The sequence below is a fragment of the Pseudomonas sp. CFII64 genome (genome assembly GCF_000416235.1).
In the GTDB taxonomy this organism is placed as follows: domain Bacteria; phylum Pseudomonadota; class Gammaproteobacteria; order Pseudomonadales; family Pseudomonadaceae; genus Aquipseudomonas.
The window spans coordinates 1-20,012 of the sequence record NZ_ATLO01000013.1; the positions used below are offsets into that span (position 1 = coordinate 1).

Genomic DNA, 20,012 nt, shown 5'->3' on the forward strand with positions numbered 1-20,012 from the left:
GCGGTTCGATCCCGCTAAGCTCCACCAATTTAGAGTTTCAAGGCGCAGCTTCACTGCCTTGAAGCAAGGTAAGATTGCCGGTTCCAGCTCCGGCTATCTACTGAAGGTTTTGTCCCCTTCGTCTAGTGGCCTAGGACACCGCCCTTTCACGGCGGTAACAGGGGTTCGAGTCCCCTAGGGGACGCCACGATTTCTCGCTCTGCGAGACCAAGGGTCATTCGATTATTGAATGGCCCTTTTGTTTTTGTGCTGCTTTTCCCCTCGTCTGGTTACTCCTTCCTTGCACCGAAAGCTTCAGCCGTTTAACCGGCGAGGCATCATTGCGCTTGCTCTTCGGGATTATGGGGATATTAAACTGCATGACTGGAAGGTCATGTGAGCCGAGAGGCGATAAATCCGGGGCTTTAGCTCAGCTGGGAGAGCGCCTGCATGGCATGCAGGAGGTCAGCGGTTCGATCCCGCTAAGCTCCACCAATTTGTAAGGTTCAAGGTTCGGCCACACTGACCTTGAATCGATCAGGTCCGCTTGATCACATGCAGAAGGTTTTGTGTCCCCTTCGTCTAGTGGCCTAGGACACCGCCCTTTCACGGCGGTAACAGGGGTTCGAGTCCCCTAGGGGACGCCACGATTTCTCGCTCTGCGAGACCAAGGGTCATTCGATTATTGAATGGCCCTTTTGTTTTTGTGCTGCTTTTCCCCTCGTCTGGTTACTCCTTCCTTGCACCGAAAGCTTCAGCCGTTTAACCGGCGAGGCATCATTGCGCTTGCTCTTCGGGATTATGGGGATAATATTACCTGCGTAATCCTGGAGATCGATATGAACGATAAAAAAACCAAGACTCGTGAGCGCATCCTTGATGCGGCCAGCGCGGCGCTTGTCTGTCGTGGTCCCGATCAGCCCAGCGTCAACGAGATAATGGGTGCGGCGGGGCTGACTGTCGGCGGTTTCTACGCGCATTTCGATAGCAAAGAAGCGTTGATGCTCGAAGCGTTCCGCCATCTGCTCAAACAACGCCAAGCCTCGGTGGCGCAGATCGATGATCAACTCCCGGGGCCCGAGCGCCGAGCGTTGCTTGCGGCGTTTTACCTGTCCCGCAAACATCGGGATGGCAGCGACTATGCCTGCCCGCTGCCATCAACCGTAGGGGAGATGTCGCGCCTGCCTGAGAGTTTTCAGGAGGTTCTGGCTGAACACCTGGAAATGATGGTGGCGCAACTGTCTTCAAGCCCTGAAGACGCTGACAAAGTGCTGGCAGATGTGGCGCTAATGGTTGGTGGCCTGACATTGGCACGGGCACTGGGCGACGGCGAGTTGTCGGATCGGGTCCTGCGGGCGGCCAAGTCCGCGGTGATCTGATGGCCTGACGCGAAACTCCCCGGACTTTGGTTACACTGGCTCGCTTGAGAACCTCATCGATAGCAGCCTGAAGGGAGTGAGCATGGTCTGGGATAGAGCGACACCGTTTGTCATCGACCTTAATGTGGCGGCCGACGATATCGACGGGTTGGGTCATGCCAACAACGCGGTCTACGTCACCTGGCTTGAACGTTGCGCCTGGCGTCACTCGCAGCAACTGGGGCTGGACCTCACGGAGTACCGGCGCCTGGATCGCGCCATGGCCGTGGTCCGCCATGAAATCGACTACCTGGCCAGCGCCTATGAAGACGATGAGCTGCAATTGGCGACCTGGATCATCGACTGGGATCGTCGCCTGAAAATGACCCGGTGCTTTCAGCTACGCCGCCCCAGCGACGGCCTGACGTTGCTGCGCGCCCAGACCACCTTTGTCTGCATCGAGCTGTCCAGCGGCAAGCCCAAGCGCATGCCTGCAGAATTCATTGAGGGTTACGGCCCGGCGATGGTTTCCAATCCGGTCGTTGCGCCGTAAACTGCCGGACTTTTTTTCGAGTGTGACCCATGCAAATTGCTCTGGCGCCCATGGAGGGGTTGGTCGACGACATCCTGCGCGATGCTCTGACGAAAGTCGGCGGCATCGACTGGTGCGTGACTGAATTCATCCGGGTCTCCGAGCGTTTGATGCCGGCCCACTATTTCTACAAATACGCCTCCGAGTTTCATACCGGCGCGAAGACCGAGGCCGGCACGCCGCTGCGCCTGCAGTTGCTGGGCTCTGATCCAGTCTGCCTGGCGGAAAACGCCGCTTTCGCCTGCGAGCTGGGCGCTCCGGTGCTGGACCTCAACTTCGGTTGCCCGGCCAAGACCGTGAATCGCTCCCGAGGCGGCGCGGTGCTGCTCAAAGAGCCCGAGCTACTCCACACCATCCTCGAACACGTGCGCCGAGGTGTGCCCAAACATATCCCGGTAACGGCGAAGATGCGTCTGGGCTTTGACAGTACCGACCTCGCGCTGGATTGCGCGCGGGCGCTGGCCGACGGTGGGGCGGAGCAAATCGTGGTGCATGCGCGCACCAAGGTCGATGGCTACAAGCCGCCTGCGCACTGGGAGTGGATCGCGCGCATTCAGGAAGTGGTCAAGGTCCCGGTGGTCGCCAACGGCGAAATCTGGACCGTGGACGACTGGCGCCGCTGCCGGGAAATCTGCGGCGCCAGGGACATCATGATCGGCCGCGGACTGGTGGCACGTCCGGATCTGGCCCGACAAATCGCTGCCGCCCAGGCGGGCGAAGACGTGATTCCCATGACCTGGGCCGAACTGCAACCGATGCTGCGGGTATTCTGGCAGCAGTGCGTGAAGAAAATGACCTTGATCCAGGCACCCGGCCGCCTCAAGCAATGGCTGGCGCTGCTGACCAAAAGCTATCCCGAAGCGACCACGCTATTCGACGCGTTGCGCCGGGAAACCGACTGCCAACGCATCGGTTTGATGCTTGGGGTTACTGCCGACGAACGGTCATAAACAATCTGAAAATAACCTCTTGAAAAGCGAATGGCCGCCCCTAGCTTGGGGATTACGCGATGCCGGATTCGGGTCGCGGATTACCACTCGCTGATAACAGGAGAATGATCATGACTACTGCATTTTCTTTGGCACCACTGTTCCGCAGTTCCGTGGGCTTCGATCGTTTCAACGATCTGTTTGAATCGGCAGCCCGTAACGACAGCGCCAGCGGCTATCCACCTTACAACGTCGAAAAACTGGCCGAAGACAAATACCGCATCGTCATTGCGGTGGCCGGCTTCCAGGAGCAGGAGCTCGACTTGCAGGTTGAGAAAGGCGTGCTGACCGTTGCCGGCGGCAAGCGCGACAACGGTGCGCAGAATCAGGAAAAGGACAACGTGACTTATCTGCATCAAGGCATCGCAGAGCGTGCGTTTAAACTGTCCTTCCGTCTCGCCGACCACATCGAGGTTCGCAATGCGGGGCTTGCCAACGGCCTGCTGACCATCGACCTGCTGCGGCAGATTCCTGAAGAAGCCAAGGCCAAACGCATCCCTATCAACGGGCAGCAGGTCTTGGAGAGAGAAGGTAGTTGATTGTTAGTGCAGTCGGGAAAGGCGCCTTCGGGCGCCTTTCCTTTTTTCAGGTTTACGAGTCTGAAGCCTGCCCATCCAACAACCCCATAAACGCCCGCGCCGCATTTGAAAGGGTGCGTTCGGTATGCAGGATGTAGCCCAGATGTCGGGTGAGCTGGATGCCGGGCAGGGGAATGCGTGCCACTTGTTCGTCGAGCATGGTGCGCGGCAGCACGCTCCAGGCGAGGCCGATGGATACCATCATTTTGATGGTCTCCAGATAGTTGGTGCTCATGGCGATATCGGGTTTGAGGCCCTGTGCTTCGCAAAGGCCGCTGACGATGTGATGGGTAAAGGTGTTGTTGCCGGGGAATACCGCCGGGTAGCGAACAATGTTTTCCAGGGTCATCGGGCCGCTGTTGGCCAATGGGTGCTCCGGCGCGGCAACAAAGTCCAGCGGGTCTTCCCAGACCGGCACGGCCTTGATCAGGTGATGGGGCTCGGGTGCCAGGGTAATCACCGCCAGCTCGGCGCGTCCGTGGAGAATTTCTTCGTAGGCCACTTCCGAATCGAGAAACTGAATATCCAGCGCCACCAGTGGGTAAAGGCGGGTGAATTCCCTTAATAGAGGCGGAAGCCGATGCAGGCCAATGTGGTGGCTGGTGGCGAGCGTCAGGCGTCCAGTGACTTCGCCGGTCAGATTGGTCAGCGCGCGGCGGGTATCTTCCAGCACATCAAGTATCTGGTAAGCCCTCGGCAACAGAGCCCGGCCGGCTTCGGTGAGGCTCACTTCGCGGCCCAGTCGATCAAACAACCGCACATTGAGCTGCTGCTCCAGACCGGCAATACGCTTGCTGATCGCCGGCTGGGTCAAGTGCAGACGTTCGCCTGCACCGGAGAAACTGCCGGTTTCAGCAATGGCGATAAATGCATTCAGGTTGGCCAGATCCATTGTCAGATTCCAATTGGTTATCCAAAGCATAAAAAATATGAATTTGAGTTATTTAAGCATATTCCATAGCATGTCCGCACAAGCTAAAGGGTCATCGAGTCGATTGCCCAAAGCATAGAAATACGCTGATGAGGAACCATTCATGGCTGGGAAAACGTTGTACGACAAGCTCTGGGAAGCCCACGAAGTCAAACGACGGGACGATGGGTCGTCGCTGATTTATATCGACCGCCACATCATCCACGAAGTGACTTCGCCACAAGCGTTCGAAGGTTTGCGGCTGGCCGGGCGCAAGCCATGGCGGATCGATGCCAACATCGCGACCCCGGATCACAACGTACCGACGACACCTGAGCGCAAAGGCGGTATCGAAGCCATTGCCGATCAGGTTTCCCGCCTGCAGGTTCAGACTCTGGACGACAACTGCGATGAATATGGCATCACCGAATTCAAGATGAATGACGTGCGTCAGGGCATCGTTCACGTGATCGGTCCGGAGCAGGGCGCAACCTTGCCGGGCATGACCGTGGTCTGTGGCGACTCGCACACGTCGACCCACGGCGCGTTTGGCGCGCTGGCCCATGGCATTGGCACTTCCGAGGTTGAGCACGTGCTCGCCACCCAGTGTCTGGTCGCCAAGAAAATGAAAAACATGCTGGTGTCTGTCGAGGGCAAGCTGCCGTTCGGCGTGACCGCCAAAGACATCGTGCTGGCGGTGATCGGCAAGATCGGCACCGCTGGCGGCAATGGCCACGCCATTGAATTCGCCGGCAGCGCGATCCGCGATCTGTCGGTGGAAGGGCGCATGACCATCTGCAACATGTCCATCGAAGCCGGTGCGCGTGTCGGCCTTGTGGCTACCGATGAAAAGACCGTTGCCTACGTCAAGGGTCGTCCTTTCGCACCCAAAGGCGAGCAATGGGACATGGCGGTTGAAGCCTGGAAAGACCTGGTTTCCGACGCCGATGCGCATTTCGACACCGTGGTAACGCTCGACGCGACGCAGATCAAGCCGCAAGTCAGCTGGGGCACGTCCCCGGAAATGGTCCTTGCCGTGGATCAGAATGTTCCGGACCCGGCCAAGGAAGCGGATCTGGTCAAGCGCGACTCCATCGAGCGTGCCTTGAAATACATGGGCCTCAAGGCCAATCAGGCGATCACCGATATCCAGCTGGATCGGGTATTTATCGGTTCCTGCACCAATTCGCGGATCGAAGACTTGCGCGCAGCGGCGGATATCGCCAAAGGCCGCAAAGTCGCTTCGACCATCAAGCAGGCGATCGTTGTGCCGGGTTCGGGTCTGGTCAAGGCGCAAGCCGAGAAGGAAGGTCTGGACAAGATTTTCATCGAGGCCGGTTTCGAATGGCGTGAACCGGGCTGCTCGATGTGCCTGGCGATGAACCCGGATCGCCTGGAAAGCGGCGAACACTGCGCTTCCACGTCGAACCGCAACTTCGAAGGTCGTCAAGGCGCCGGTGGCCGCACGCACCTGGTCAGCCCGGCGATGGCCGCCGCAGCCGCCGTGAATGGTCGTTTCGTCGACGTCCGTGATTTGATTCAGCACTAAGGAGCGCAGCATGAAAGCTTTTACACAGCACACCGGCCTTGTCGCTCCTCTGGATCGTGCCAACGTCGACACCGACCAGATCATTCCCAAGCAGTTCTTGAAGTCGATCAAGCGCACGGGTTTTGGCCCGAACCTGTTCGATGAATGGCGCTACCTGGATATCGGGCAACCCTATCAGGACAACTCCAAGCGTCCGCTGAATCCGGATTTCGTGCTCAACGACGCGCGTTATCAAGGCGCCAGCGTATTGCTGGCCCGGGAAAACTTCGGCTGCGGCTCCAGTCGCGAGCACGCACCCTGGGCTCTCGAAGAATATGGCTTCTGCGCGATCATCGCGCCGAGCTTTGCCGATATTTTCTTCAATAACAGCTTCAAGAACGGCCTGTTGCCGATCATTCTCGACGAAGCCGATGTGGATGAGCTGTTCCAGCAGGTGGAAGCCACGCCTGGCTATCAGCTCAATGTCGATCTGGCCACGCAAACCGTGACCCGCCCGGATGGCAAGGTCTTGAGCTTCGAGATCGATGCGTTCCGCAAGCACTGCCTGCTCGAAGGCCTGGACGACATCGGCCTGACGCTCAAGGACGGCGAGGCAATCGCCACCTTCGAGAGTAAGCACCGCGCCAGTCAGCCGTGGTTGTTTCGCGGCTGATTAAAGCTCCAACGGGGAATATCCAGATTTTTCTTGGGAAGCAGCCAATGACCAGCACCGCCCACACGCAAGTCGTACAACGTCAATTCGGTGAACAGGCCGCGGCTTATCTGAGCAGTGCCGTGCACGCTCAAGGCACTGAGTTTGCGCTACTGCAGGCGCAAGTGGCGGGGCACAGCGATGCGCGGGTGCTGGACTTGGGTTGCGGCGCTGGCCACGTGAGCTTTCATGTCGCCCTGGCGGTTGGTGAAGTGGTAGCGTATGACCTTTCGCAGCAAATGCTCGATGTGGTCGCCGCTGCCGCGCAGGATCGCGGGCTGGGCAATATCAGCACCGTGTGCGGCGCAGCGGAGCGTTTGCCCTTCGCGGACGCTGAGTTCGATTTCGTGTTCAGCCGTTATTCGGCGCATCACTGGAGCGATCTTGGCCTGGCCTTGCGGGAAGTGCGTCGGGTACTTAAACCGGGCGGTGTGGCCGCGTTTATTGATGTCATGTCGCCAGGCAGCCCACTGCTGGATACGTACTTGCAGACCGTCGAAGTGCTGCGCGACACCAGTCACGTGCGCGATTACTCGGCGGGTGAGTGGTTGCGTCAGGTCAGTGAAGCCGGCCTGTTCACTCGCAGCCACAGCCGTCAGCGTCTGCACCTGGAATACAGTTCGTGGGTTGAGCGCATGCGCACGCCGCAAGCCCTGCGCGTGGCGATTCGCGAGTTGCAGCAGGCCATGGGCGCCGAAGTTCGCGACTATTACGAGATTGCCGCCGACGGTTCATTCAGTACCGATGTGCTGGTTTTGTGGGCCGAACGCTAGTTTTCAGAGCGGCGCTGATGCACAGCGCCGCAATAAAAATTTGAGGATGTTATGAGCAAGCAGATTCTGATTCTCCCAGGTGATGGCATTGGTCCGGAAATCATGACCGAAGCGGTCAAGGTGCTGGAACTCGCCAATGAGAAGTATCAACTGGGCTTCGAACTCAGCCACGACGTGATCGGTGGTGCGGCCATCGACAAGCATGGCGTGCCGTTGGCCGACGAAACCCTGGATCGCGCCCGCGCTGCCGATGCCGTATTGCTTGGCGCAGTAGGCGGCCCGAAATGGGACACCATCGAGCGGGACATCCGTCCTGAGCGCGGCCTGCTGAAGATTCGTGCGCAGCTGGGCCTGTTCGGCAACCTGCGTCCAGCCATCCTTTATCCGCAACTGGCCGATGCGTCGAGCCTGAAGGCCGAGATCGTTGCCGGTCTGGATATCCTGATCGTTCGCGAATTGACCGGCGGCATCTACTTCGGCGCGCCACGCGGCACTCGCGTGCTGGAGAACGGCGAGCGTCAGGCTTACGACACGCTGCCGTACAGCGAAAGCGAAATCCGCCGCATCGCCCGCGTCGGCTTCGACATGGCGCGCGTGCGCGGCAAGAAGCTGTGCTCGGTGGACAAGGCCAACGTGCTTGCCTCCAGCCAGCTGTGGCGCGAAGTGGTTGAACAGGTGGCCAAGGATTATCCTGACGTCGAGCTGAGCCACATGTACGTCGACAATGCCGCCATGCAGCTGGTGCGCGCGCCGAAGCAATTCGACGTGATCGTCACCGATAACCTGTTCGGCGACATTCTGTCCGACGAAGCCTCGATGCTCACCGGCTCCATCGGCATGCTGCCGTCCGCTTCGCTGGATGCCGACAACAAAGGCATGTACGAGCCGTGTCACGGTTCTGCGCCGGACATCGCCGGACAAGGCATTGCCAACCCGTTGGCGACTATCCTGTCGGTCTCGATGATGCTGCGTTACAGCTTCAACCAGACCGTTGCCGCCGATGCCATCGAGAAGGCCGTGAGCCTGGTGCTGGATCAAGGCCTGCGCACCGGTGACATCTGGTCGGCAGGCAATGCCAAAGTCGGTACGCAGGAAATGGGCGATGCGGTAGTCGCCGCGCTGCGCAATCTGTAATATCTCGGGCCCGCTGCGACGTTCGACATCGAACGCAGCGGCCCACTTTTTGTAAAGGTGTAGTTGCGATGAAACGTGTAGGTCTGATCGGTTGGCGTGGCATGGTCGGTTCCGTGCTCATGCAGCGGATGCTGGAAGAGCAGGATTTTGATCTGATCGAGCCGGTATTCTTCACCACCTCCAACGTCGGTGGCCAAGGCCCTGCCGTGGGCAAGGACGTTGCGCCGCTCAAGGATGCCTACAGCATCGATGAGCTGAAAACCCTTGACGTGATTCTGACCTGCCAGGGCGGCGACTACACCAATGAGGTGTTCCCGAAACTGCGCGAGGCCGGTTGGCAGGGTTACTGGATCGACGCCGCATCCAGCCTGCGCATGCAGGACGATGCCGTGATCGTGCTCGATCCGGTGAACCGCAAGGTCATTGATCAGCAGCTCGACGCGGGCACCAGGAATTACATCGGCGGCAACTGCACGGTCAGCCTGATGCTGATGGGCCTGGGCGGGCTGTTCGAAGCCGGTCTGGTGGAATGGATGAACGCCATGACGTATCAGGCGGCTTCCGGTGCCGGCGCGCAGAACATGCGTGAGCTGATCAAGCAGATGGGTGCTACCCACGCTGCAGTCGCTGACGAGTTGGCCAACCCTGCCAGCGCGATTCTGGATATCGACCGCAAGGTTGCTGCAGCCATGCGCAGCGATGCCTTCCCGACGGAAAATTTCGGCGTGCCATTGGCTGGCAGCCTGATCCCGTGGATCGACAAGGAATTGCCGAACGGCCAGAGTCGCGAAGAATGGAAAGGCCAGGCCGAGACCAACAAGATTCTGGGTCGCTTCAAGAGCCCGATTCCGGTCGATGGCATCTGCGTGCGGATCGGTTCCATGCGCTGCCACAGCCAGGCACTGACCATCAAGCTGAACAAAGACGTGCCAATCGCTGACATCGAAGGTCTGATCAGCCAGCACAACCCTTGGGTCAAGCTGGTGCCGAACCATCGTGAAGCCAGCATCCAGGAACTCAGCCCGACGGCCGTGACCGGCACCATGAGCATTCCGGTGGGTCGTCTGCGCAAGCTGAACATGGGTTCGCAATACCTCGGCGCATTCACCGTTGGCGACCAGCTGTTGTGGGGCGCTGCCGAGCCGTTGCGTCGCATGCTGCGAATTCTGCTGGAGCGTTGATCCGCTGCTTGCAGTCTTGATGTGAAAAGCCGCCTTTCGAGGCGGTTTTTTTTTTGCGTCACTGAGACAGCGGCACCCCCCCCGTTGGAGCGAGGCTAGCCCGCGAATCGACCGTAGGAGCGACCGTGAGAGCGACCGTAGGAGCGACTTTAGTCGCGAGAGAACGCCAATTGCCCTCCCGGCTAAAGCCGGTTCTACAGCAAGCCTCGCTACCGCTTAGCAATCCCTAAATATGGGACGTGAAATTACATATTGAGATTTACCGCTCGATCAGCTTATAGTCGCTGCGCACTCACTGCTCAAAAAATAATAGGTGAAGCGATGCAGGCGCAATTGATCGCGCTCGATTGGGGGACAACCTCACTTCGTGCTTATCGACTCGGCGAACACGGCCGGGTTCTGGAACAGCGCTCACTGAGCGCGGGCATCATGCAACTGCCCGGCACACCGCGGCTGATTGCTGGCGTGATGTGCAGCGATGGTTTTGAACTGGCGCTGGATGAAGCCTGTGGTGACTGGCTTGACGCGCAGCCCGATCTACCGGTTATCGCCTGTGGCATGGTCGGCAGTGCGCAAGGTTGGCGCGAAGCGGCGTATCGCGAGACGCCCGCCAGCGTTGCCGGTCTCAGCTCGGCGCTGCAAAGCGTGCGCAGTCAGCGTGGCGTTACCCTCCACATTATCCCCGGTGTCTTGCAGCGCTCGACCTTGCCCAATGTCATGCGTGGCGAAGAAACCCAGGTCCTCGGCGTCCTCGCGGCGCTGCCCGAAGCGGAGACTTGCAAACCCTTGCTGATCGGCTTGCCCGGCAGCCATTCGAAATGGGTGCAGGCGGCTGACGGCTGCATTGTCCACTTCGACACCTTCATGACCGGCGAGGTCTTCGCCGCGCTGAGCGCTCACACCATTCTCGGCCGCACCATGCAGCGCAGCGATGCCTTTGACGAGGTCGCGTTCGATCGAGGGGTGTCCGTTGCGTTGTCCGCTGACGGCGCAGCAGGGCCGTTGTCGACCATCTTCAGCTGCCGCACGCTCGGCCTGACCGGCCAGCTGACCCCGGCGGCGCAGCCTGATTATCTGTCCGGCCTGCTGATCGGTCATGAGCTGGCGACCCTGGCCGGTTTGCAGCGCAACCTTCATGAGGTACTCCCCGCCGTGATCCTGATTGGCGGCGAGCAACTGTGCCTGCGTTATGGCCGCGCCCTGACGGCTTGCGGATTTCTTCACGTGACGGTGGCCGAACAAGCTACCGAGCGCGGTTTATGGCAAGTGGCGGTCAAGGCCGGCTTGCTCGCATCCACTCAAGCAGAGGTTTGAAATGCTCAAGCAAGCGCTGGTCCAGAACGGTTTGATCGCTATCCTTCGTGGTCTGCGTCCCGAAGAGGCGCCCGCCATTGGCGATGTGTTGTATCAGGCCGGTTTTCGCGTTATCGAAGTACCCCTCAATTCTCCGCAGCCCTACGACAGCATCCGCCTGTTGCGCCAAAGCCTGCCCGCCGATTGCCTGATTGGCGCGGGCACGGTGTTGACGCCTGAGCAAGTCGAGCTGGTGAAAGAGGCGGGCGGTCAGGTGATCGTCATGCCGCACAGCGATGCCAAGGTCCTGCGTGCCGCCAAGGCTGCCGGGCTGTTCCTGTCGCCGGGCGTGGCCACGCCGACCGAAGCGTTTGCCGCGCTGGCCGAAGGCGCTGACGTGCTCAAGCTGTTCCCGGCCGAGCAAATGAGCCCGGCGGTGGTCAAGGCCTGGCTCGCGGTTCTACCGGCTGGCACCGTGCTCCTCCCGGTCGGCGGCATCAGCCCTGACAACATGAAAGTCTTCCTTGATGCCGGCGTCAAAGGCTTCGGTCTGGGTTCGGGGCTGTTCAAACCCGGCATGAGCGCCGAAGACGTCGCCGAGCGGGCCAAGGCTTATGTCGCCGCCTGGACGCAATTGACTGCCACGGCTAATTGAACTGATCGACCGTTGAACTGATCGGCGCACTAGACGCCCACTTCAAACAAGAGAAATCGCACCCATGAAAATCACCAAACTCACGACTTTTATCGTTCCGCCACGCTGGTGTTTCCTGAAAATCGAAACCGACCAGGGCATTACCGGTTGGGGCGAGCCCGTGGTTGAAGGCCGCGCGCATACCGTAGCGGCGGCTGTCGAGGAGCTTTCCGATTATTTGATCGGCAAGGATCCGCGCAACATCGAAGACATCTGGACCGTGCTGTATCGCGGCGGCTTCTATCGAGGCGGCGCGGTACACATGAGCGCCCTGGCCGGCATCGATCAGGCGCTGTGGGACATCAAGGGCAAGCATCTGGGGGTGTCGGTCAGCGATCTGCTGGGCGGTCAGGTAAGGGACAAGATTCGTGTCTATTCGTGGATCGGTGGCGATCGTCCCGCCGATACCGCCCGTGCTGCGAAAGAAGCGGTGGAGCGCGGCTTCACGGCAGTGAAGATGAACGGCACCGAAGAGCTGCAATTCCTCGACACGTTCGACAAGGTTGACCTGGCCCTGGCCAACGTCGCTGCGGTGCGCGATGCCGTCGGGCCTAACGTCGGTATCGGTGTGGACTTCCATGGCCGGGTGCACAAGCCAATGGCCAAGGTGCTGATGAAAGAGCTGGACCCGTACAAGCTGATGTTCATCGAAGAGCCGGTGCTCAGCGAAAACTACGAGGCGCTCAAGGAGCTGGCACCGCTGACCAGCACGCCGATTGCCTTGGGCGAGCGACTGTTCTCGCGCTGGGACTTCAAGCGTGTGTTGAGCGAAGGCTACGTGGACATCATTCAGCCTGATGCATCCCATGCCGGCGGCATCACCGAAACCCGCAAGATCGCCAATATGGCCGAAGCCTACGACGTGGCGCTGGCGCTGCATTGCCCGCTGGGTCCGATTGCCCTGGCGGCGTGCCTGCAACTGGACGCGGTCTGCTACAACGCGTTCATTCAGGAACAAAGCCTGGGCATTCACTACAACGAGAGCAACGACCTGCTGGATTACATCAAGAATCCAGAGGTGTTCGACTACGACAAAGGCATGGTGAAGATCCCCAACGGTCCGGGCCTGGGCATCGAGATCAACGAGGAATACGTCAAGGAACGCGCCGCCATCGGCCACCGCTGGCGCAACCCGATCTGGCGCCATGCCGACGGCAGTTTTGCGGAGTGGTAATGGACATGCGTCCAGCGGCAATCACGTAGGACTGGCTTTAGCCGGGAGAGCGGCATTTCTGACGTAGCAGATGCAGCGCATGTTGCGGCGTCCTCCCGGCTAAAGCCGGTCCTACGAGTACTCACGACCTCAATAAACATAAAAAGAGGCACTCGCATGCAAACCCGAATCCTTGAGGGCGCGGCGGCTTTAGTGACGCCAACCCGTAAACGCTACTTCATCATGGTGCTGCTGTTCATCACCGTGGTGATCAACTATCTGGACCGCAGCAACCTGTCGATTGCCGCGCCAGCACTGACCAGCGAGCTGGGCATCGATCCGATTCACGTCGGGCTGATCTTCTCGGCGTTCGGCTGGACCTACGCGGCCATGCAATTGCCCGGTGGCTGGCTGGTCGACCGGGTTCCGCCGCGCATCCTCTACACCGCTGCGCTGCTGCTCTGGTCCATTGCCACCATCATGCTGGGCTTCGCCGCCAGCTTCATCGCGCTGTTCGTGCTGCGCATGGCGGTCGGCGCGCTGGAAGCGCCGGCTTATCCAATCAACAGCCGCGTGGTCACCACCTGGTTCCCCGAGCGCGAGCGCGCCACAGCGATTGGCTTTTATACGTCCGGGCAGTTTGTCGGCCTGGCGTTCCTGACTCCGGTACTGGCCTGGTTGCAGGCAACTTACGGCTGGCACATGGTCTTTGTCAGCACCGGTGCCGTCGGCGTGATCTGGGCGGCGATCTGGTACATGGTCTATCGCGAGCCGCGCGACTTCAAAGGCGTTAACGAAGCGGAAATCCAGCTGATTCGCGAAGGTGGCGGGCTGGTGGATATTCAGGCCGATACCGAGAACAACAAGCGCGGCTTCAGCTGGCTGGACCTGGGCATCGTGCTCACCAAGCGTAAGTTGTGGGGTATTTATCTGGGGCAGTTCTGCCTGAACTCGACGCTGTGGTTCTTCCTCACCTGGTTCCCGACTTACCTGGTGAAATACCGTGGCATGGACTTCATCAAGTCCGGACTGCTGGCCTCGCTGCCGTTTCTCGCTGCGTTCGTCGGTGTGCTGTGTTCCGGCTTCTTCTCCGACTGGCTGATTCGCCGTGGTCACACCGTTGGCTTTGCGCGCAAGCTGCCAATCATTGCCGGGCTGCTGATTTCCACCTCGATCATCGGTGCCAACTTCGTTGACTCCACGCCGCTGGTGATTGCGTTCCTGGCATTGGCGTTCTTCGGCAACGGGTTGGCTTCGATCACCTGGTCGCTGGTGTCGACCCTGGCTCCAGCGCGGTTGTTGGGGTTGACTGGCGGCACCTTCAACTTCATCGGCAACCTGTCTGCCATCGCCACACCGATCGTGATCGGCTTCCTGGTTTCCGGGGATTCCTTCGCGCCGGCCATCACCTATATCTCTGTTTTGGCACTGATCGGGGCGTTGTCCTACATCCTGCTGGTCGGCAAGGTTGAGCGGATCGAAATTTGATCACTGGCATGCACAAGGGCTGGCGACGATAATGCCGCCAGCTTCCTGATCTTATAAGGCCTGATATGCAGCCAGTTTCCGATGACCCTGCAACCAGCATCGCCACCAAGGATTCGGCGCCCACCGGTACGCAAACCCTGCTGCGCGGCCTGGGCGTTATCCAGGCGGTGGCCGGCGGCGCACGTGATCTCAAAGAAATCGCCCGGCAGATCGGCACCACGCGCAGCACAACCCATCGCCTGGCGAGTTGCCTGGTGGAGGAACGTTATCTGCGGGTGCTGCCACAGGTTGGCTATCTGCTTGGCCCCAAGCTCATCGAACTGGGGTTTCAGGCGCGCGAAGAAGTGCCGCTGGCCATGCTGGCGCGACCGTATCTGGATGAACTATCCGAGTTGACTGGCGACACCGTGCATCTGGCGGTTCGCGATGATGACGAGGTTTTGTACCTGCACAAGAATCCGGGGCGCAACGGTCCGGAAATGCGCTCGCGGGTCGGTCACCGCATGCCGTTGTTCCGCACCGGCATCGGCAAGGCTTTATTGCTCGACAGTGCCGAATCCGAATGGCAGCGCCTGTATGACGTCAGCCTGCCGGTGGGTGGCAAGAATCCACTCTGGCCGGCGCATCAGGAGCAGTCGTGGGAGGAGTTGCGTCGGCGCATGCGCGAGTACGTGCAAGGCGGTTATGCCTTCGACCTGGAAGACAACGAGCCGTCGATCCGCTGTGTGGCGGCGCCGATTCGCGACGCCAGCAAGCAGATCATTGCCGGCATCAGTATTGCGAGCACCGTGCCTTACATGCCGCTGGAAAAAATGGCCGAACTGGTTCCGCTGATCAAGCAGACTGCCGCGCGGCTGTCTGCCGAGCTTGGTGGGTAGCGTGTTCTACGGCTGAGGGGAACTGTAGGACCGAATTTATTCGGGAGGGCTCTGGTAGAGACAATGACGCTCTATCGGCTGAACAATCCACTCCCGAATGAATTCGGCCCTACAGAAGCGCTTTAGCCCTTCAACGTCGCCATATCAATCACGAAGCGATACTTCACGTCACCTTTGACAACCCGCTCGAACGCCTCGTTGATGTTCTGGATATCCAGCATTTCGATGTCGCAGGTAATGTCATGTTCGGCGCAGAAATCCAGTACTTCCTGGGTCTCCGCCATGCCGCCAATCATCGAACCTGCAAGCACCCGGCGGCTCATGACCAGATTGACTGCGTGCACTGGCGGATTGATCGGCTCGATCAGGCCGACCAGGATATGCACACCGTCAAAGCGCAGGGTTTCCAGGTACGGGTTCAGGTCGTGCTGCACCGGAATGGTGTCCAGCAGGAAGTCGAAGTGCCCGGCGGCTGCCTTCATCTGCTCATCGTCGGTGGAAATGATCACATGATCAGCGCCTTGACGACGACCTTCCTCAGCCTTGCTGGCCGAGCGCGTGAACAACGTCACTTCAGCGCCCATGGCCTTGGCGAACTTGATACCCATGTGACCGAGGCCGCCCATGCCAAGCACGCCCACCTTGTCACCGGCTTTGACGCCGTAGTGCTTGAGTGGCGAATAAGTAGTGATGCCCGCGCAGAGAATCGGCGCGGCCGCTGCCGGGTCGAGTTTTTCCGGGATGCTCACGACAAACCGGTCGCTGACCACGATGCTGTTGGAATAGCCGCCCATGGTCAGCGTGCCGTCGATGCGGTCGTAACCGGCATACGTCGGAGTCATGCCGTTCTGACAGTAGTTTTCAAGGTTGGCTTTGCAGGCATCGCAGCTGCGGCACGAATCCACCATACAGCCAACGCCGACCAGCTGGCCGACTTTGTATTTGCTGACATCAGCGCCGATGGCTGTGACTTTACCGACGATTTCATGGCCGGGCATCAACGGGTAGGCCGCAAAGCCCCATTCGTCGCGCGCCTGGTGAATATCGGAGTGGCAGACGCCGCAGAACAGAATTTCGATGGCCACGTCATCCGGCCGAGGACTGCGACGTTCGAAATTCATGGGGGCGAGCGGGGCGGTGGCCGATTGGGCGGCATAGCCGATGGCTTTGATCATGGTTGAACCTCACAAAAATGGTGACGGGTAAAGATGTCGAACATTGTCCGGGCGTACAGCCGTACCGGCCATGGTCATTCCTGCGCAATTCATGCCTAATCCTCCGGAACTCGTCTGCCTCCAACCTGCATGCAATAGAGATCTGCGATGATGCAGGTGTCTAATCCTCTGCCCGGTGTCTCATGTCGTTAGCCCATCATTCCGATGCCAATGCCGCCCTTGTCGCCCTGATCAAACCCTTGGCGACGCGCCCTGGTTTTGTGTCGACGCTGCTGCCGGAGGTGCACGTGGTGTCAATGCACAGCTATGTGGCCAGCAGCCCGCAAATCTACGAGCCGAGCCTGATGATCATCGCCCAGGGCGGCAAACTGGCCAGCCTGGGTTCACGCACGCTGGACTATGGCGCAGGTCATTATCTGGTGCAGGCCCTTTCCGTGCCCTTCATGTGCGAGACCTTCGCAACGCCGCAAGCGCCGTTGTTCGGCGTGTCGGTGGCGATTGATCGGGTGATGCTCGGTGAGCTGGTGCAGGCCATGGGCGTGACGCCGGATCTGATCGTCGAGGCCCAGACGCCGGAGTCCATGACTTCAGCCGTGCTGGATGCGCCGATGCGCGAGAGTGTGGAGCGCCTGCTGCGCTGCCTGCACGATCCCCTTGAGTGTCAGGTGATGGGCCAGTCGCGGCTGCGCGAGGTTCTGTATGCGGCGCTGCGTGGGCCGCAGGCCGGTGTGCTACGGGCGCTGGTGGCCCAACAAAGTCATTTCGCCCGGGTCGCCGCTTCCCTGGCCTATCTGCACAGTCACTATGACCAGCCGCTGAATGTCGACATCCTCGCCCGCCAGGCGAACATGAGCGCCTCGACGTTTCATGAGTATTTCAAGCGCAGCACCTTGCTCTCGCCGGTGCAGTATCTGAAGCGCCTGCGTTTGCTCAAGGCGCAACAGATGCTGGTCGCCGAAGGCCTGGGTGTCGCGCAGGTTGCGCACCGCGTGGGCTATCAGAGCACCTCGCAGTTCAGTCGCGAATACAAACGGTATTTCAATCGCAGCCCAGGCGAAGAGGGCATCAGTCTGAGAATTCCTGCCTGAACAGCGCGCACAAAAAAAGCCCCCGAAGGGGCTTCTTCTTTTATCTGGAAGCTTTCAGCTTGCAGCTCGAAGCTGATTCACCCTACATATTCGGATAAGTCGGGCCGCCGCTGCCTTCAGGTGCTACCCAGGTGATGTTCTGGGAAGGATCCTTGATGTCGCAGGTCTTGCAGTGCACGCAGTTCTGGGCGTTGATCTGGAAACGCTTCTCGCCGTCTTCCTTGGTCACCACTTCATACACGCCAGCCGGGCAGTAACGCTGGGCCGGTTCGTCGTACAACGGCAGGTTGGTGCCGATGGGGATGCTCGGGTCGGTCAGTTTCAAGTGGCAAGGCTGTTCTTCTTCGTGGTTGGTGCCGGAGATGAACACCGAGCTGAGCTTGTCGAAACTGAGCTTGCCGTCGGGTTTCGGGTAGTCGATCTTCTTCGAATCGGCCGCGAGCTTCATGCAGGCGTAGTCCGGCTTGGTGTCGTGCAGGGTAAACGGCAGCTTGCCGCCGAAGAAGTTCTGATCGAGGAAGTTGAACGCACCGCCCATGATCGCGCCGTATTTATGCAGCGCCGGGCCGAAGTTGCGGCTGGCGAACAGCTCTTCGTAGAGCCAGCTGCTTTTGAACGATTCCACGTACGTGTGCAGCTCGTCGCCACCTTCCTTGCCAGCCAACAATGCCTCGGCCACCGAGTCAGCAGCGAGCATGCCGGACTTCATGGCGGTGTGGCTGCCTTTGATCTTGGCGAAGTTCAGGGTGCCCAGGTCGCAGCCAATCAGCGCACCGCCGGGGAAAACCATTTTCGGCAGGGAATTCAGGCCACCTTTGCAGATCGCACGTGCGCCGTAGCTGATGCGCTTGCCGCCTTCCAGATACTGCTTGATCACCGGGTGATGCTTGTAGCGCTGGAACTCGTCGAACGGCGACAGATACGGATTGCTGTAGGAAAGATCGATGATCAAGCCGACGACCACCTGATTGTTTTCCAGGTGATAAAGGAAGGAACCGCCCATGTTGTCGTCATCGAGCGGCCAGCCGGCGGTATGCACCACCAGGCCTGGCTCGTGTCTGGCCGGGTCGACTTCCCAGATCTCCTTCAGGCCGATGCCGTAATGCTGGGCATCAGCTTCGGTGTCGAGGTTGAAACGCTTGATCAGTTGCTTGCCGATATGGCCACGGCAACCTTCGGCGAACAGCGTGTACTTGCCGCGCAGTTCCATGCCGGGGGTAAAGACGCCTTCTTTCGGATGGCCTTCACGGTCCACGCCCAGATCACCGGTAATGATCCCGCGTACTACGCCGTTCTCGTCGAACAGTGCTTCCTGGGCCGCGAAGCCCGGATAGATTTCCACGCCGAGGTTTTCAGCCTGCTGGGCCAGCCAGCGGCACAGATTGCCCAGGGAGATGATGTAGTTGCCATCGTTGTGCATGGTCTTGGGCACGAAGAAGTCCGGGACTTTGACCGAATTTTCGGCGCTGCGCAGGACATAGATGTCATCGCGGCTGACCGGGGTATTGAGCGGCGCGCCGAGCTCTTTCCAGTCCGGGAACAGTTCGTTCAGGGCGCGGGGTTCGAACACCGCGCCAGACAAAATGTGTGCGCCCACTTCGGAGCCTTTCTCGACCACGCAGACGCTGATTTCCTGACCGGCTTCGGCGGCCTTCTGCTTCAGGCGGCACGCGGCAGAAAGCCCGGCCGGGCCGGCGCCGACGATGACTACGTCGAATTCCATAAATTCGCGTTCCACAGGCTATCTCCTACTCAGGGCATCAGTATTTTTTTATATGCAGCGTACAAACCGACGTGCGGGGGCATTCACTGCCTGCTCGCCTTCAAATGCGGCGCATTATATCTACACCACCCGACAGGTCCAATACAAACGTTTGTTTGAATTATCCACAGCCCAGATAAATCATGGTCGCGCGGCTCATCACTGGCAGTTTTGTCGTATTGACCAGAAATCACGTTGCGGTCAAGATACGGGCGGTTTGCACGTGCCGTGGACGAATCCTCGACTTGTTTCGCGCTTTAAAGCGCGACAAGCCCGAAACGTTCCGTCATTGCGCGGTGCGCAGTTTACACACCCGTCTGCGCCAGATGTACGGCCCGGGGCGTTTATCCCAGATTTTGGTGGTTTTGGTTTGTGAACCCACCCTTCGGTCTTTACGAATAGCGCTGGATTTCAGCGTATTCGACAATGCTTTTGCTGCCAGTCCCAGGTCTGCCCTGGCGACTTTCTTTTCACCGGAGAGAAACGAGGAATCCATGAAGGTTCTTGTAGCTGTCAAACGAGTGGTCGACTACAACGTCAAGGTTCGCGTCAAAGCGGACAACTCCGGCGTCGATCTCGCGAACGTCAAAATGTCGATGAACCCTTTCTGCGAAATCGCAGTGGAAGAAGCGGTACGCCTGAAAGAAAAAGGCATCGCGACCGAGATCATCGTCGTTTCCATCGGCCCGACCACTGCTCAGGAGCAACTGCGTACGGCATTGGCACTGGGTGCCGATCGCGCCATCC

General features: G+C 59.4%; 19 protein-coding genes, 3 tRNA genes and 1 pseudogene. 19 read left to right on the forward strand and 4 right to left on the reverse strand.

What is annotated here, in order from left to right; all coding sequences use genetic code 11:
- Nucleotides 1-111: 111 nt before the first annotated feature.
- The 7 genes from CFII64_RS08255 to CFII64_RS08285 all read left to right on the forward strand — a co-directional run bounded on the left by CFII64_RS08255 (nt 112) and on the right by CFII64_RS08285 (nt 3,457).
- A tRNA-Glu gene (locus CFII64_RS08255) sits at nt 112-187 on the forward strand.
- A 211-nt stretch (nt 188-398) separates the two neighbouring features.
- A tRNA-Ala gene (locus tag CFII64_RS08260) sits at nt 399-474 on the forward strand.
- Nucleotides 475-550: 76 nt separating this feature from the next.
- A tRNA-Glu gene (locus CFII64_RS08265) sits at nt 551-626 on the forward strand.
- Between the two features lie 192 nt (nt 627-818).
- Nucleotides 819-1,358 (forward strand): TetR/AcrR family transcriptional regulator, encoded by a 540-nt coding sequence (locus CFII64_RS08270; RefSeq protein ID WP_020290336.1) that lies wholly within the window; start codon nt 819-821, stop codon nt 1,356-1,358.
- Between the two features lie 82 nt (nt 1,359-1,440).
- A complete protein-coding gene (locus CFII64_RS08275) occupies nt 1,441-1,890 on the forward strand; it encodes a thioesterase family protein (RefSeq protein ID WP_020290337.1) in 450 nt (149 codons plus the stop codon).
- Between the two features lie 29 nt (nt 1,891-1,919).
- Nucleotides 1,920-2,879, forward strand: a complete 960-nt coding sequence (locus CFII64_RS08280) for a tRNA-dihydrouridine synthase (protein WP_020290338.1) — start codon at nt 1,920-1,922, stop codon at nt 2,877-2,879.
- A gap of 110 nt (nt 2,880-2,989) precedes the next feature.
- Entirely contained in the window at nt 2,990-3,457 is a 468-nt protein-coding gene (locus CFII64_RS08285) for an Hsp20 family protein (RefSeq protein WP_020290339.1), read from the forward strand.
- 52 nt (nt 3,458-3,509) lie between these two features.
- Here the strand turns inward: CFII64_RS08285 and CFII64_RS08290 are convergent, their stop codons facing one another.
- Nucleotides 3,510-4,388, reverse strand: coding sequence for a LysR family transcriptional regulator (locus CFII64_RS08290; protein ID WP_020290340.1), 879 nt, complete (start codon nt 4,386-4,388; stop codon nt 3,510-3,512).
- A gap of 142 nt (nt 4,389-4,530) precedes the next feature.
- Between CFII64_RS08290 and leuC the strand changes: the two genes are divergently transcribed.
- The 10 genes from leuC to CFII64_RS08340 all read left to right on the forward strand — a co-directional run bounded on the left by leuC (nt 4,531) and on the right by CFII64_RS08340 (nt 15,240).
- A complete protein-coding gene (leuC, locus tag CFII64_RS08295; protein ID WP_020290341.1) occupies nt 4,531-5,955 on the forward strand; it encodes a 3-isopropylmalate dehydratase large subunit in 1,425 nt (474 codons plus the stop codon).
- 10 nt (nt 5,956-5,965) lie between these two features.
- A complete protein-coding gene (gene leuD, locus CFII64_RS08300) occupies nt 5,966-6,607 on the forward strand; it encodes a 3-isopropylmalate dehydratase small subunit (RefSeq protein WP_020290342.1) in 642 nt (213 codons plus the stop codon).
- 47 nt (nt 6,608-6,654) lie between these two features.
- Nucleotides 6,655-7,419, forward strand: coding sequence for a class I SAM-dependent methyltransferase (locus CFII64_RS08305; RefSeq protein ID WP_020290343.1), 765 nt, complete (start codon nt 6,655-6,657; stop codon nt 7,417-7,419).
- Between the two features lie 51 nt (nt 7,420-7,470).
- Nucleotides 7,471-8,553, forward strand: a complete 1,083-nt coding sequence (leuB, locus tag CFII64_RS08310; protein ID WP_020290344.1) for a 3-isopropylmalate dehydrogenase — start codon at nt 7,471-7,473, stop codon at nt 8,551-8,553.
- 68 nt (nt 8,554-8,621) lie between these two features.
- Nucleotides 8,622-9,734 carry an aspartate-semialdehyde dehydrogenase gene (asd, locus tag CFII64_RS08315; protein ID WP_020290345.1) on the forward strand — a complete coding sequence of 371 codons (1,113 nt, stop codon included), beginning with the start codon at nt 8,622-8,624 and terminating at the stop codon, nt 9,732-9,734.
- 321 nt (nt 9,735-10,055) lie between these two features.
- A complete protein-coding gene (locus CFII64_RS08320; protein WP_020290346.1) occupies nt 10,056-11,048 on the forward strand; it encodes a 2-dehydro-3-deoxygalactonokinase in 993 nt (330 codons plus the stop codon).
- A gap of 1 nt (nt 11,049) precedes the next feature.
- Nucleotides 11,050-11,682: a 2-dehydro-3-deoxy-6-phosphogalactonate aldolase gene (locus CFII64_RS08325; RefSeq protein WP_020290347.1), complete on the forward strand. Its 633-nt coding sequence runs from the start codon at nt 11,050-11,052 to the stop codon at nt 11,680-11,682.
- 64 nt (nt 11,683-11,746) lie between these two features.
- Complete coding sequence (dgoD, locus tag CFII64_RS08330) at nt 11,747-12,895, forward strand: galactonate dehydratase (RefSeq protein ID WP_020290348.1); 1,149 nt, start codon at nt 11,747-11,749, stop codon at nt 12,893-12,895.
- Between the two features lie 156 nt (nt 12,896-13,051).
- Nucleotides 13,052-14,362 (forward strand): MFS transporter, encoded by a 1,311-nt coding sequence (locus CFII64_RS08335; RefSeq protein WP_020290349.1) that lies wholly within the window; start codon nt 13,052-13,054, stop codon nt 14,360-14,362.
- Between the two features lie 65 nt (nt 14,363-14,427).
- Nucleotides 14,428-15,240 (forward strand): IclR family transcriptional regulator, encoded by an 813-nt coding sequence (locus CFII64_RS08340; protein ID WP_020290350.1) that lies wholly within the window; start codon nt 14,428-14,430, stop codon nt 15,238-15,240.
- A gap of 122 nt (nt 15,241-15,362) precedes the next feature.
- Here CFII64_RS08340 and CFII64_RS08345 read toward each other — a convergent pair whose 3' ends face one another.
- A complete protein-coding gene (locus tag CFII64_RS08345; RefSeq protein WP_020290351.1) occupies nt 15,363-16,415 on the reverse strand; it encodes an NAD(P)-dependent alcohol dehydrogenase in 1,053 nt (350 codons plus the stop codon).
- A 182-nt stretch (nt 16,416-16,597) separates the two neighbouring features.
- Here CFII64_RS08345 and CFII64_RS08350 point away from each other — a divergent pair, with 182 nt between their 5' ends.
- Entirely contained in the window at nt 16,598-17,503 is a 906-nt protein-coding gene (locus tag CFII64_RS08350) for an AraC family transcriptional regulator (protein ID WP_020290352.1), read from the forward strand.
- 82 nt (nt 17,504-17,585) lie between these two features.
- Here the strand turns inward: CFII64_RS08350 and CFII64_RS08355 are convergent, their stop codons facing one another.
- Both CFII64_RS08355 and CFII64_RS30130 read right to left on the reverse strand, forming a co-directional pair.
- Nucleotides 17,586-19,241 carry an electron transfer flavoprotein-ubiquinone oxidoreductase gene (locus CFII64_RS08355; RefSeq protein ID WP_020290353.1) on the reverse strand — a complete coding sequence of 552 codons (1,656 nt, stop codon included), beginning with the start codon at nt 19,239-19,241 and terminating at the stop codon, nt 17,586-17,588.
- Nucleotides 19,242-19,551: 310 nt separating this feature from the next.
- On the reverse strand, nt 19,552-19,761 hold the full coding sequence (locus CFII64_RS30130) for a hypothetical protein (RefSeq protein WP_154232534.1): 210 nt from the start codon (nt 19,759-19,761) through the stop codon (nt 19,552-19,554).
- On the opposite strand from CFII64_RS30130, the pseudogene CFII64_RS08360 reads away from it, so the two are divergent.
- Nucleotides 19,760-20,012 (forward strand): annotated as a pseudogene (locus CFII64_RS08360) (electron transfer flavoprotein subunit beta/FixA family protein); the annotation flags it as partial. The gene CFII64_RS30130 and the pseudogene CFII64_RS08360 sit on opposite strands and share 2 nt — an antisense overlap.